The sequence below is a fragment of the Bacillus sp. hwrm1 genome, assembly GCF_040207805.1.
GTDB lineage: Bacteria > Bacillota > Bacilli > Bacillales > Bacillaceae > Bacillus > Bacillus velezensis.
Window position 1 is genome coordinate 765632 of record NZ_CP157943.1, and the last position, 13237, is coordinate 778868.

Consider the following 13237-nt stretch of genomic DNA (forward strand, 5'->3'; position numbering starts at 1 on the left):
TTTTCCCTTCTGCTTTGTTAAGTGATGCGTTCCGATGAAAAGTCAACTTCGTGTGAAAATTAATTTTTCATTTTTTGATCTTTCAGTTCCGTCATCAGTTCGATCAGGGCGTCAAACTTCTTCTCAAACCGTGTGAGAAGATACATGGCAATCAGAGCCGGAAAGCCGAGATTGCCGATCTGTCTGACCGCTTCTTCTATAAAAACCTGATCCATTATCAGCCACCTCCTGACTTGACCTGCAGTCATGTATATAAGTGAAAGAAAGAGCGGCTCCTGTAAACCTGATATCGCAGTTGAGGGTCTTTTTTTTGTTCCGGCAAAACCGGGACATAAGGAGTGCGGAATCTTAGTCGGAAAGGAGTAGTTTACTTTTTTTTGCTTTCTTTCATTTAATTTAAATAGGGGGCGGTTTTATGGACTATCAAGTTCTTTTACGGTCAAAATGCAAGGAAATTATGAAACATCCGATCGTTAAACATTTTTTAAGTGACCCAAAGCATTACGAGAAATTTAAAAATGTGCTGGAACATTCAGACGAGAAGGATGCAAAATCACTGGACGACCATTTTAAACAGTTTTATAAGGAAATCCGGATCATCAAATATATGAACTCTATGATCCGGATTTTCTCCATCGATTTTGACAAGCGCATCCGTAAAAATCAGAAGCGCTATCCGCTGACGGTGGATCAGCCGGAGGGAGGTGAAGCGCTTCCCTATGAAATGGGAAAAGACGCGTATGAAGAGTTTCTGCGGAAGCAGGGGGATTTGAGCCAGCATGTCCAAAACCGTGATTTATACGAAGCGCTTCAGACGTTAACCGATAAACAAAAAAGCGTGCTGACGAATATTTATCTTCACGGAGCGACGATGAAGGAGATTGCCGAGTCGCTGGGTGAATCACGGCAGAACATTTCCAATATTCATAAAAAAGGGCTCGACAATCTCAGAAAGCAGCTGGACAAGCAAAAAAAGGGGGAAAATAAGCAGTGAACGGGCCATTTGACTTCAACAAAGAGAACACAGATACCGACGTAATGGAACTTTTGATTTCACGTTTTTCGCCAATGATAAAAAAAAAACTGAGCAATACATCATACCAGGAAAGAGAAGATCTTGAACAAGAATTGAAGATTAAAATAGTTGAAAAAGCGGACATGCTGTTATGCCAGGAAGTGCCGGGTTTTTGGGAATTTATTCTTCATCTTATAAATGAAAGCTCCTGACAAAAGCGGCGGAATGATGGATATTCCGCTCTGACAACGTGAGAAAAACGAGAAGAGATGTCCGGTCTCGTTTTTCTTTTCTGTTTCCCCGCAAGACCTCCGCACTAAAAAGGTACCAAATCTTATCCATATAATGATATGATGAAAAAAACAAAGAGAAAGGAACGTCCAAGGTGGAAAATGCGTCAATTTTAATTGTAGACGATGAGAAGGCGATCGTTGATATGGTCAAACGCGTTCTCGTCAAAGAAGGCTATCACAACATTAAGACAGCCGGAAGCGCTGAGGAAGCGATCGAGTTTGTTAAACATGAAACCGCGGATCTGCTCGTGCTGGATGTGATGATGGAAGGCATGTCCGGTTTTGAAGCATGCACCGAAATCCGGAACTATACCGACGCTCCGATCTTTTTTCTGACCGCCCGTTCTTCTGATGCGGATAAGCTGTCAGGATTTGCATTGGGAGCTGACGATTATATAACAAAGCCGTTTAATCCGCTCGAATTGGCGGCGCGGATCAGAGCGACGTTAAAGAGAACCTATAAGCGCGAAGAGAAAACGGCGGTAAAGACGTATTCATACAGCCATTTTTCCTATTCACCGCAAAACGCCGAGCTGATCGTCGGGGGAGAGCCCGTCAGCTGCTCCGCACAGCTTCTGCAATTGCTTCAATATTTCTGTGAACACCCTGATGTGGTGCTCTCAAAAGATCAGATCTATGAAAAAGTATGGGGATATCCGTCTTACGGCGACAACAACACCGTCATGGTGCATATCCGCAAGCTCAGAGAAAAAATTGAAAAAGACCCCAGCAATCCGTCTTATATTGTAACGGTGCGCGGCCTCGGTTATCGGTTTATTCCCGATCAAGGAGACAAAGGAACCCGCTCATGAGAATGCGCGGAAAATTTCTGCTCCACTTTTTCGGACAGCTGCTGCTTGTCATCCTGCTGATGTCCGTTTTGGCCGTCGCTTCTTTCTTCTATTTGGATTGGCGTTTCAGCGAAGCGGAAGCCAATGCGGGACTGACCAAAGCGACGGCAGACTCGTTTGAAGCGTGGCTTGATAAAAATGAAGACGGCACATGGGATGTCGATGAGTTTTTAAAGATGTCGGTCCGAAAGCAGAAGGGCTGGCTGCAGATCATTAATGACAATGAAAAAACGGACTACGCGTACAGAGTGCCGAAAGACGTCCCGAGCCATTACAGCAGAAAAGATCTCTTATCCATTTACCAGTACCGGAATTTTGACAACTACAAGCTGAATTACTGGACGGTCACGATAAATGATGAGACCTATTTGATTCTGTTCGGCTGGAAATCCGCCAGTGAGCAGCTTCTCACTTACATCGAATCACAGGAGCCATCCCTTGCTTCCCTTTCTCAATATAAAAAAAGCACGGTTGATTATATTAAACGGGAAAAAGGGGCGGTCTACCTTCTCGAAGACAGAGGCAGACTGCTCGGGGATATCAACAGCACGAAAAAAGAACGGAACACCGTCAATGAGCTTGAATTGCTGAAATACAGTTCCAAGCCGTGGAATTACAAACGGGAAATTTCTTTTAAAAGACTCGATAAAACGAAATGGATGGTCGCGTCGGTGCCGAACCCCGTGTACATCCCCGATCACGAGTTTAACAAATCATTTTTGAGAAATGTGATGAAAACCCTCTTCCTCTTGATCGGAATCTTAGTATTTATGATCTGCATCTTGACCATCTGGTACTCTTTCCGTTTCGGCTGGCCGCTGTTTCATACCATCAAATGGCTCGTCAATTTATCAAAGGGCCGGCTTGAAGAGCCGAAGAACCGCAAAGGACAGCCGGTCAGCAAAAACAAAAAAGGCAAAACAAAACAGCCGTTCCGCTTTTTCGCCGAGATTTTCGAATCGATGGATCAGCTGACCGACACGCTGAAGCGGGATAAGAAAAACAGAGAAAAAATCCAGGCGACAAGGGAAGAATGGATCGCCGGGCTGAGCCATGACTTAAAAACCCCGCTGAGCACGATTTACGGCTACAGCATGATGCTCGAATCGAAGCAATACGACTGGACCCCGGAAGAAGTCAAAGAAATGGGACAGATCGTCCGGGAAAAATCAGAATATATGTCGAAGCTGATTGAGGACTTAAACTTAACATACCGCCTCAAAAACGCGGCCCTCCCGATCGAACGGCGGCTGATCAACGTCGTGCCGTTTATCAGAAACGTCACGAACGATTTCACGAAAAACACGTTCTCGGAAGGATATGACATCGCCTTTGAAACCAAAAAGGAAGACATTCTTTTCGCCATTGATGAAGCGTGGTTCCGCCGTATTCTGGAGAATCTGCTGGCAAACGCGGTTAAGCATAATAAGAAAGGGACCGCCATTCGGGTCGTGCTTGAGGAATCAGCCGAACAGCTCATTCTGAAGGTGAAAGATAACGGAAGAGGAATGGACGATGAAACGATTCACCAGCTGTTTAACCGTTATTATCGGGGAACGAATACGAAGGGACCGTCAGAAGGAACGGGACTCGGGCTCGCCATTGCCAAGGAGCTGGTTCACCTTCATAACGGAACCATCCATGTCAACAGCAGAATCAGCGCCGGAACGGTGATTACGATTCTTTTTAAAAAAGATTGAGTTTGGACGCCGCTTTGTCGGGAATAACAATAGAAGACTGACAAGCAAAAGAGGTGTTCACACATGGAAGCAGCATTACGAGCAGATACGAGAGCAGTTATCGGAGAAGGCCCTTTATGGGACAAGGATAAGCAATGCCTGTACTGGGTGGATATACTGGGCAGCCAGCTGCATATCTTCACTCCGGCTGACGGAATCAACCGTTCCGTTAAATTCAAATCATTTGTCACGGCTCTGGCCTTGTATTCAAAGGAAGAGCTGGTGATGACGATGAAAGACGGTTTTTACCTGTACAATCTTCGGGAAGACACATTGACGAAGATGAAGCAGCCGAAAGACATGCGGGAAGATATCCGTTTCAATGACGCAAAATGCGATCCGTCCGGCAGATTATGGGCGGGAACGACGAGCATGGAAGGCAAAGAAGAGGAGGCTTCGCTGTACCGTCTGAATACGGACGGCAGCCTTGCCAAAATAAAAGACCAGGTCTCCACCTCTAACGGTTTGGATTGGGATCGGGACCGAAACCTGATGTACTATATCGACACTCCGACGCAGGAAATCGTCTGTTATGCATACGATCCTGAAACCGGAGCCGTATCAGATCCGAAAACGGTCTACCGCTTTCCAGAGTCGCAAGGATCTCCCGACGGAATGACCATTGACCGTGACGGAATGCTGTGGGTGGCTCTGTTCGGAGGCGGCCGTGCCGTCCGGATTGACCCGTTTTTGCATAAGGAAATTGCATCTATCGAAGTTCCGGCGAAATACGTCACCTGCTGCGCGTTCGGAGGCAGAGACTTGAACACGTTATACATTACGACCGCGACGGAAAAATTGACGGAAGCCGAAAGACTTGAGCAGCCGCATGCGGGCGGCCTGTTTTCAGCAGAGCTTGAGACGGGCGGCTGGGAGCCGGTTCCGTTTGCAGGCATGGTGTAAAAAAAAGCCCTGGCATATGGGGAAGTTCCCATTGTGCCGGGCTTTTTTGTGTTAAATGGAGCGGATGATGCCGCCTTCAACCCGCTGTGCGGTGCCATTAATGGCAGAAGCCGCTGATGAAGCGAGAAATACAATCGTATTGGCGACTTCTTCCGGGGTTGCATAGCGCTGAATCAAAGATGTCGGCTCATTCACTTTAAAATAATCCCGGACGAAGCTGTCTGTGTCTTCTCCGGCAGCCTTTGCGGCTCCTTCCATGTAAGAAGCGACGCCTTCGGTCCATGTCGGTCCCGGCAGCACGGAGTTGACCGTGACATTTGTGCCTTTCGTCATTTCCGCCATTCCCCGGGACAAGCTGATTAACGCCGTTTTCGTCATTGAATACGGAATCATTTGCGCAAGCGGTTTGACACCGGCTTCACTGGAGATGTTCAGAATCCGTCCGCTGTTTCTCTCGAGCATTTGCGGCAGAAAACGCCGGCACAGGCGCACGGCGCTCATAACATTCACTTCAAAATACCGAGTCCATTCGTCATCAGACACCTCAGCGAAGTCTTTTACTTCAAAAAAACCGAGATTATTGACGAGAATATCGACTTCCCCGATTCCGCCGGCGCGCTTTATCAAGTCATCCGCCTCATCCTGACGCGATAAATCCGCAGCGATGCCGTGAACCGTTCCGTAAGCGGAAAGCTCCTCAACCGTCTGTTCCACAGTTTCTTTTTTTCTTCCGTTTATAATCACCTCGGCGCCTTCGGCTATAAAGCTTTTTGCCGCAGCTTTTCCGATGCCTGAGGTTGATCCTGTAATCAACACGAGCTTTCGTTCAAGCTGTAATTCCATAATAATCCTCCTTTTTACACCATTGTGTAACAGTATACATGATGAATTTTAGTGTGTACGAACAATTTGCTTTCATGCAAAAAGGCCGGATATACAAGCCTTAAAGACTTATAGTATAATTACTGCGAAAAAAGGATACGAATGTCAAAGAGACAATCGTTTACCATAATCAGGGGGAGTTAAAAGAATGAAGAAGATCACTGCCGTCTGGGCGGCGCTTTTGGTCACCGCCTTTGTGATCGCCGGCTGTTCCGGCGCACAGGAAGAAGGAAGCGCGGCCAAACAAAAAGCCGTCTCAACCGAAGCATTCCCGGTAACCATTAAGGATGCCGCGAACGAAAAAGTAACCATAAAGCAGGCACCGGAAAAAATCGTTTCCCTCATGCCGAGCAATACGGAAATTACATACGCGCTCGGACTGGGAGATAAGGTCGCAGGCGTCACGACAAATGATACATATCCGAAAGAAGCGGTAAAAAAACCGAAAGTCGGAGATATGAATGTGAACGCTGAAAAAGTCATCGCGCTGAAGCCGGATCTCGTGCTTGCCCACGCGTCCTCTATGTCCGCTTCCGCCGATGCGATGAAGCAACTGAAAGATGCGGGCATCACCGTCTTAACGGTCAATGATGCGCAATCGTTCCAAGATGTGTACAAATCAATCAGCATGATCGGAAAAGCGGCCGGCAAAGAAAAGCAGGCGGATAAGCTGATCAAATCGATGAAATCCGACCTTTCCGGCATAGAAAAGAAAGCGGCGGCCATTTCTGAAAAAGACGAAAAGAAAGTATTCGTCGAAGTGTCTCCTGACGGCTACACGACGGGGAAAGGCACGTTTATGAACGAAATGCTTGAAGATATACACGCGAAAAACGCCGCCGGCAGCCAGACCGGCTGGGTTCAGCTGACGGATGAAGCGATTGTCAAAATGAATCCGGACGTCATCATTACGACAGACGGCGTAAAGGCCGCTGAAGTGGAAAAACGCGCCGGCTGGGGTGCCGTCAATGCGGTCAAACACCACAATGTCTATTCTGTTGATCCCGACCTTGTCACACGCTCAGGCCCGCGCCTTGTCAAAGGGGTCGAGAAGCTTGCAGAAAGCGTTTATCCTGAAACGTTTAAAAAGTAACCGCCCGCTGGCCTACACGGTCAGCCTGCTGTTTTTAGCCGTTTGTACGGCACTCGGCATTTCAATCGGCAGTCTGCATATTCCTTTATCCGACGTTTTTTGGATCGGGATCGGCCGGACATCCTCGGCTGATCCTATGAATGTAAATATTATGATGAATATCCGCCTGCCGAGAGTCGTTCTGGCTGCCCTTGTCGGAGCCGCGTTATCCATTGCGGGAGCGGCGTTTCAGGGACTTCTGAAAAATCCGCTCGCCGACCCTTATACACTCGGGGTATCTTCGGGAGCCTCGGCGGGAGCCGTTATCACCTTGTTTTTCGGCATTCAGATTCCCGTCATCGGCCGGTTCACACTACCGGTTGTCAGCATTGCCGCAGCGATTGCGGTCATGGCGGCGGTTCTGTTTTTCAGCCGCCTCGTTCATGCGTCGATGTCGGTTTCGACGCTCATTTTGACAGGCATCATCATGAATTCTTTTCTCGGAGCTCTCATATCGCTTGTGATCGCTTTAACGGGCAATGATCTGCTCCCGATTGTCCGCTGGCTGTTAGGAAGCGTGTCAATGAGGGGCTGGGGCTATGTCGCGCTGTTTCTGCCTTTTTTTCTGGCCGGGACGGCGCTTCTGCTTATCAATGGCACAGAATTAAACATTATGACTTATGGAGAAGAAAAGGCAAGGCTGTTAGGCGTCAGTACGGGAAAAAGAAAATGGCTGATGATCGCCGCCGGATCTCTGCTGACGGGAGGAGCGGTTGCCGTCTCGGGGACGATCGGATTTGTCGGTCTTGTCATTCCCCACGTGACACGGCTTTTGTGGGGGACGGATCATCGCCATTTACTGCCGCTGTCAGCATTGACGGGCGCCGGGTTTCTCATTTTGGCGGATTTGTTTTCCCGCACCGTCATTGAGCCTGTCGAATTGCCGATCGGCATTATGACGGCTTTGGCGGGAGCGCCTGTGTTTGCCTTGATTCTGCTTCGCCAGCATCATGGAGGGAAACGCTTATGATCAGGGTGAGCAGCCTGTCCGGCGGGTACGGAGGCCGGATGATTGTGGAAGATGTCAGCTTTACCGCCGGAAAAGGTGAATTTGTCGGCATACTCGGTCCGAACGGCTCGGGAAAAACAACGCTGTTGAAATTGCTGACGGGAATGCTCTCTCCGTCAAAAGGCGAGGCGCTCGTAGCAGGCAGGCCCGTCGGCGGATACAAGCCGCGGGAACTTGCGAAAATCATGGCCGTTTTGCCGCAGCATACGGAGCAGGCTTTTACATTTACCGTTAAGGAAACAGTGTCCTTCGGCAGATACCCGTATCAAAAAGGACTCTTCAGACAGATGGATCAACATGACGAAGACATTGTCCGGGAAGCGATGGAAATGACGGGCATCGACCGATATGCGCAGCAATCCGTCCGCAATCTGAGCGGCGGAGAGCGGCAGCGCGTCTATCTGGCGCAGGCGCTGGCTCAGCAGCCTGAGGTGCTGTGTCTGGATGAGCCGACGACCTTTCTTGATCTCAAATATCAAAAAGACCTGCTTGATACGGTGAAGCGGCTGACGAGAGAAAGAGGCCTGACGGTCATCAGTATTTTTCACGACCTAAACGCCGCAGGCCAATATTGTGATCAGCTCCTGATGATGAAAGACGGACGCGCTTTTCCGAAGCAGACGCCGGATCAGGCTTTGAAAAAAGAGACGATTGAAGACATTTACGGCATCACCGTCAGAGCTGTTGCCCAGCAATCGTCGCCGAAACCGCTGATCGCTTTCATGCCGGAAGCGCAGGAGGAAAGAGAGCCCGCCGGCGTTCCGTTCGCCTCTTTGATAAACAAAAGCGGAAATACCGTAACGCTTCATACAGAACGGCCGTTCAGAATGTTGTCAACCGCATCTGACGGCCCGGGCTTTTCGTGGAGCCGCCGGCTTTCCGGCTCAGCGGCCGCTGGTTTGATCTGCCGTACGTTTGATTCGGTCACAATTGCCGTGACTGCGCAGCATACCGTTTGGGTGCTGATCAGCGGACGTTTATCGGAACAGGGATTTGTACGGCTGTTAACGGCAGCGGCTGAAGCGAGAATGCAGGCTCTTTCCGGCAGACTGGCAAAAGGCGACATTGTCATTTGTGCCTTGCAGACAGGAGAGGCAATAGACGTCCCTCACGCGGAAAGAGCCGTCAGAAGAGGAACCGCGGCATGTGTAAAAGCGGCGGAAGAAGGAGGAATACAACGATGAAGCTGTATACGAAAACCGGTGATAAAGGACAGACAAGCCTGATCGGCGGCAGAACGGATAAAGACAGTCTGCGGGTTGAAAGCTACGGGACGATTGATGAGCTGAACAGCTTTATCGGGCTTGCGCTTGCGGAGCTTGATGATTGTGAGAATTGCGGTGATGTGAAAGCCGAACTCCGAAACATTCAGCATGAGCTGTTTGACTGCGGCGGCGACTTGGCGACGGTCACTGAACATAGAAGCTATACATTAAGAGAGACATCTATTTCCGCATTGGAAGACTGCATAGACCGTTACACGGCTGAAGCGCCTCCGCTTGAGAAATTTATTCTTCCGGGCGGGCATAAGGCGGCTGCTCAGCTTCACATCGCGCGGACCGTCACGAGACGGGCTGAGCGTCTCGTCGTCAAACTCGGCAAAACAGAAGAGATAAATGATACGGTGATGCGTTACTTGAACCGCCTGTCTGATTATTTTTTCGCGGCGGCAAGAGCGGTCAACGCAAGACAAGGCGTTCAGGATATAGAGTATGAAAGAAGCGCCGCGGTATTCCGTGATGATGAATAACGTTTTGTTCAGCCGGCAGCTGCAAGCCGGCTGTTTTTTTATAGAGATATCCATCAATTGAACCTTTATTGACAAGAGGAAAATGTATCTTATGCATTATTGACTGAAAAATTAAAAAATGAGATATTATAAGAAACATTGTAAAATAATGGGGGATTTGATAGATGGATACATATAATAAGAGCGAGAGCATCTGGAATAAAAATTTCACCCTTCTGTTTATCTCAAGGCTGGTTAAATTGTCAGGCGACGGTTTTGCCTTTAATTCCATTCTGTGGTTTTTGATTTTTGACGGGGAAGGCGCGATCGGCACGTCCCTGCTCATTGCGGTCACGTTCCTTCCGGAGGCGATGCTGGCGCCGATTACCGGGCCTTTTATGAAGCAGCATACGCTGAAATTCTGGATGTATTTCTCCGACCTGACGCGCGCGGCGGTCGTGTTGATCATTCCGGTCTGTTACTTTAACGGTTTTTCTCCTTTATGGTTTGTCATGCTTCTCATGATTGTGCATTCAGCCACGGGAGCCGCTTATAATCCTGCATCTATCTCATTAATCCCCAATATTGTCGGAGAAAGCAGCCTGCAGAAAGCGAATGCGGTCATCCAGTCATCAGGCCAGATCGTCAGGCTTGCCGCCATTACGCTGAGCGGGGTGTTCTTAACATTTATCAGTCCCGCTTATTCTTTGTTTATCGCTCTTATATTCTATCTTCTATCAGGTTTTCTCGTACTCTTTATGTCATACCAAGTCCAGCATGCCAAACAGGATACAGTCGCCGTCAGACAGCGCGGGACGTATTTCGGAAGGCTCAAACGGGGTTTCGTTCTTGTCAGGAAACACCAGATTTTATACCCGCTCGCCATCTATTGTATCTTCATGAATTTTGCGGCCGCTCCGTGGGAGGCGCTCTCTGCCGTTTATGTCGCCGAAGATTTAAACATGCCGCCGATTATCTACTCGCTTTTGAAAGCGACAGGCACGGGCGGAGCCTTTTTAATGGGTTTTATTTTGGCTAAGGTGAAGGTGAACAAATACGGTCTCCTGTTTGTGTCAGCGGGAATCATAGAAGGAGCGGCATTTTTCATCACCGGCCTCAACACTTTTCTGCCGCTCGTCTTCCTCGCCGCGTTTGCGTTCGGATCTGCCGTCAGCGCGATTAATGTGCCGGAATATACGATTATTCAGACGTCTGTGGACCATGATGACCAGCCGCAAGTCTATGCCGTCATCCATATGATCTCAAACATATCCATTCCGCTCGGCGCGGTTCTTTGCGGATACGCGGCTAACGCCTTCGGTCCCGGAAAAGTCATTGCCGCCGGCGGTCTCGTTGAAGTCCTGTCCGGTCTCGGAATATTGTTCTTTACGAAGCTCGCCAAAGCCGAACGCTCAGATCTCATCAGGGAAAAAGAAGCGAGCATCAGAATATAGATTTTTCGTAAAACGCCCTGCGCCGTCCGGTGCAGCGGCGTTTTTTTATGCGAAGGTCCGGGGGCTTATACGACTCCGGTCTGATATGAAAATCAATCTCTGACTCGTTTTGCCGGCCGCGGGATTTGTTTATAGTAAAGACAAGGAAAACGAAAGGAGGATCTGCATGAATATAAATGGCAAAACGGCAGGCGGCTTTCTGCTGATTGTGTTCGGACTTTCTGTCTTTTTCGGAGGAGGCCATTTCGCATTTATCATCCCGCTGGCGATCGGAGGCCTGATGCTTTACTGGGGAATCAAACGTTTTTCAAAAGGCCGGGCGGTATCGGGTATCATCGCGGGCGTCATCGGGGCTATGATTCTCGTCGGTTCTCTTCCATTTATCGTTGCGATCGGACTGGCCGGCGCCATGGTGTATTTCGGGTGGAAGATGATGAAGCAGGGCGGCTCAGATACCGCTTCCCGCCAGTATGAACCGGAAGCGGCATCACCGGGCTATCAATCCGGATTTGACTCTGAATGGGAAGAATTTCTGAAGAAAAAATAAGGAGGAAGACAAAATGGTCTTAAAAAGAATAAGAAATATGTTCGTCGCATCTGTTAACGAAGGGCTTGATAAATTAGAAAATCCGAAAGTCATGCTGAATCAATATGTGCGTGATATGGAAAGTGACATCGCTAAGGCGAAACAAACGATTGTCAAACAGCATACGATCGTCCATCAGTTTAAGAAAAAACAGGAAGACGCCTCCGAAACGGCGGCAAAACGGAAAAACCAGGCTCAGCTTGCATTTGACGCCGGGGAAGAGGAGCTGGCGAAAAAGGCCCTCTCTGAAATGAAATACCTTGAGGGAAAAGCGGCCGAACATGAAAAAGCGTATGAGCAGGCGAAAACACAGCTGGCAGAGCTGAAAGAGCAGCTGGAAACTTTAGAAACGCGCCTCCGCGACGTAAAGGATAAAAAACAGGCGCTCATCGCCCGCGCGAACGCGGCAAATGCGAAGGAACATATGAACGCTTCTTTCGACAAAATTGACAGCGAAAGCGCCTACAGAGAGTTCCTTCGAATGGAAAGCCGCATTGAAGAAATGGAAGTCCGCGTCAAATACGGCACTTCAGCTGAGGCGAACACAGAATACAGCCGCTCCCAATATTCAGACGAGGTGGAAGCTGAGATTGAAAAAATGCGCTCGCTTTCTCTGGAAAAAACGGAGCGTCAAAAAGCGGCTCATGAATAATGTGCACAAGGGAAGATCGGCGCGTTTACGCCTCTTCCCTATACGCACGTATCAATTCTCCGGCTTTTCCTTTATAATAAAATGAATGAAAAAGGATGGAACGTAATGAAGCGTAAGATTGCCAAAGGACTGATGGCGGCGTCCGTTCTGATCTGCTGTCTGTTTTTGGTGAAAGAAGTGTTTGCCGGGCGTTTTTTTCCGCTGTACGAAACAGAAGCGGAATCGGCAAGCATACCGCCGCGTGCCGTCAACAGCCTGTCGGTTTCATCGGAACAGACGGATGTAAAAATCATCGCGGAAGCGCGGAATGATATCGCGGCAAACATGACGGGACCGGCGGGGAAAATGTTTGTCCAAAGCAGGGGAAAGACCCTCAATCTTAAAGCGAAGGAGAAAGGGTTCCAATTTCTGAATCTCTTTCAGCGCCCTCTGCTGATTGTCCGCATTCCGTATGATTATCATCGGGACATCACCGTCCATACATCAAGCGGCAGCATTGCCGTCGACGGAAACAAGGGGCTGTCTCTTGCGCACCTCGGCGTCCGTTCTGTAAGCGGGAACATGTCGCTGAAGCACGTGAAGACGGATGTGTTTGAAGCGAAGGGGCTGTCGGGCAATCTCACAGCAGCAGGCCTTGCGGCAAAAACGGGGGCTGTCCGCTTATCCTCGGGACATGTCGGGCTTCAACATGTGTCGGGCGCCCTTGACGTGCGGGTCGCTTCCGGCAGTGTCGACGCCTCGCTTGAGACGGCGGATGCTCCCGTATCCGTCAGGCTTGCGAGCGGCAGCGCAGCGATCACCCTGCCGAAAGACGGAAGTTTTACGGTGAACGCCGAGACGGCAAGCGGAAGGATCCGGCCGTCTTATTCCTTTGAGAAAACGAGTAAGGAAGGCGGGGCATTTACCGGCATGAAAGGCAGCGGCGCCAGGCCGATTGATATAAAAGTGACGAGCGGCAATATTGCACTGCAATAGTCAAGGAAAGGAGGGGC

Annotated in this window: 15 protein-coding genes; 13 read left to right on the forward strand and 2 right to left on the reverse strand. The window is 49.3% G+C overall.

What is annotated here, in order from left to right:
- Positions 1-59 precede the first annotated feature (59 nt).
- A complete protein-coding gene (locus ABK447_RS03920) occupies positions 60-215 on the reverse strand; it encodes a YvrJ family protein (RefSeq protein ID WP_012118419.1) in 156 nt (51 codons plus the stop codon).
- A 242-nt stretch (positions 216-457) separates the two neighbouring features.
- Between ABK447_RS03920 and ABK447_RS03925 the strand changes: the two genes are divergently transcribed.
- The 5 genes from ABK447_RS03925 (at position 458) to ABK447_RS03945 (ending at position 4801) form a co-directional block, all read left to right on the forward strand.
- A complete protein-coding gene (locus ABK447_RS03925; protein WP_087920805.1) occupies positions 458-994 on the forward strand; it encodes a sigma-70 family RNA polymerase sigma factor in 537 nt (178 codons plus the stop codon).
- Between the two features lie 44 nt (positions 995-1038).
- On the forward strand, positions 1039-1227 hold the full coding sequence (gene rsoA, locus ABK447_RS03930; RefSeq protein WP_178092050.1) for a sigma-O factor regulator RsoA: 189 nt from the start codon (positions 1039-1041) through the stop codon (positions 1225-1227).
- A 173-nt stretch (positions 1228-1400) separates the two neighbouring features.
- Entirely contained in the window at positions 1401-2120 is a 720-nt protein-coding gene (locus ABK447_RS03935) for a response regulator transcription factor (protein WP_031378359.1), read from the forward strand.
- Positions 2117-3859: a HAMP domain-containing sensor histidine kinase gene (locus tag ABK447_RS03940; RefSeq protein WP_015418193.1), complete on the forward strand. Its 1743-nt coding sequence runs from the start codon at positions 2117-2119 to the stop codon at positions 3857-3859. The genes ABK447_RS03935 and ABK447_RS03940 overlap by 4 nt, the downstream gene beginning before the upstream one ends.
- 63 nt (positions 3860-3922) lie before the next feature.
- Entirely contained in the window at positions 3923-4801 is an 879-nt protein-coding gene (locus tag ABK447_RS03945; RefSeq protein WP_094031270.1) for an SMP-30/gluconolactonase/LRE family protein, read from the forward strand.
- 51 nt (positions 4802-4852) lie between these two features.
- Here the strand turns inward: ABK447_RS03945 and ABK447_RS03950 are convergent, their stop codons facing one another.
- The gene (locus tag ABK447_RS03950; protein WP_094031269.1) at positions 4853-5644 is read right to left on the reverse strand and encodes an SDR family NAD(P)-dependent oxidoreductase; all 792 of its coding nucleotides are present in this window, start codon (positions 5642-5644) and stop codon (positions 4853-4855) included.
- 187 nt (positions 5645-5831) lie between these two features.
- On the opposite strand from ABK447_RS03950, the gene ABK447_RS03955 reads away from it, so the two are divergent.
- The 8 genes from ABK447_RS03955 (at position 5832) to ABK447_RS03990 (ending at position 13220) form a co-directional block, all read left to right on the forward strand.
- Complete coding sequence (locus ABK447_RS03955) at positions 5832-6776, forward strand: ABC transporter substrate-binding protein (RefSeq protein WP_012118415.1); 945 nt, start codon at positions 5832-5834, stop codon at positions 6774-6776.
- On the forward strand, positions 6739-7785 hold the full coding sequence (locus ABK447_RS03960) for an iron ABC transporter permease (protein ID WP_094031268.1): 1047 nt from the start codon (positions 6739-6741) through the stop codon (positions 7783-7785). The genes ABK447_RS03955 and ABK447_RS03960 overlap by 38 nt, the downstream gene beginning before the upstream one ends.
- A complete protein-coding gene (locus tag ABK447_RS03965) occupies positions 7782-9008 on the forward strand; it encodes an ATP-binding cassette domain-containing protein (protein ID WP_221664068.1) in 1227 nt (408 codons plus the stop codon). The genes ABK447_RS03960 and ABK447_RS03965 overlap by 4 nt, the downstream gene beginning before the upstream one ends.
- Positions 9005-9574: a cob(I)yrinic acid a,c-diamide adenosyltransferase gene (locus tag ABK447_RS03970; protein WP_007613687.1), complete on the forward strand. Its 570-nt coding sequence runs from the start codon at positions 9005-9007 to the stop codon at positions 9572-9574. The genes ABK447_RS03965 and ABK447_RS03970 overlap by 4 nt, the downstream gene beginning before the upstream one ends.
- A gap of 164 nt (positions 9575-9738) precedes the next feature.
- Positions 9739-11007 carry an MFS transporter gene (locus ABK447_RS03975; RefSeq protein WP_094031266.1) on the forward strand — a complete coding sequence of 423 codons (1269 nt, stop codon included), beginning with the start codon at positions 9739-9741 and terminating at the stop codon, positions 11005-11007.
- A 166-nt stretch (positions 11008-11173) separates the two neighbouring features.
- Complete coding sequence (locus tag ABK447_RS03980; protein WP_007410056.1) at positions 11174-11554, forward strand: protein liaI; 381 nt, start codon at positions 11174-11176, stop codon at positions 11552-11554.
- A gap of 13 nt (positions 11555-11567) precedes the next feature.
- Positions 11568-12245: a stress responsive protein LiaH gene (liaH, locus tag ABK447_RS03985; RefSeq protein WP_053574092.1), complete on the forward strand. Its 678-nt coding sequence runs from the start codon at positions 11568-11570 to the stop codon at positions 12243-12245.
- Between the two features lie 105 nt (positions 12246-12350).
- Positions 12351-13220 (forward strand): DUF4097 domain-containing protein, encoded by an 870-nt coding sequence (locus ABK447_RS03990; protein ID WP_060674109.1) that lies wholly within the window; start codon positions 12351-12353, stop codon positions 13218-13220.
- Positions 13221-13237 lie beyond the last annotated feature (17 nt).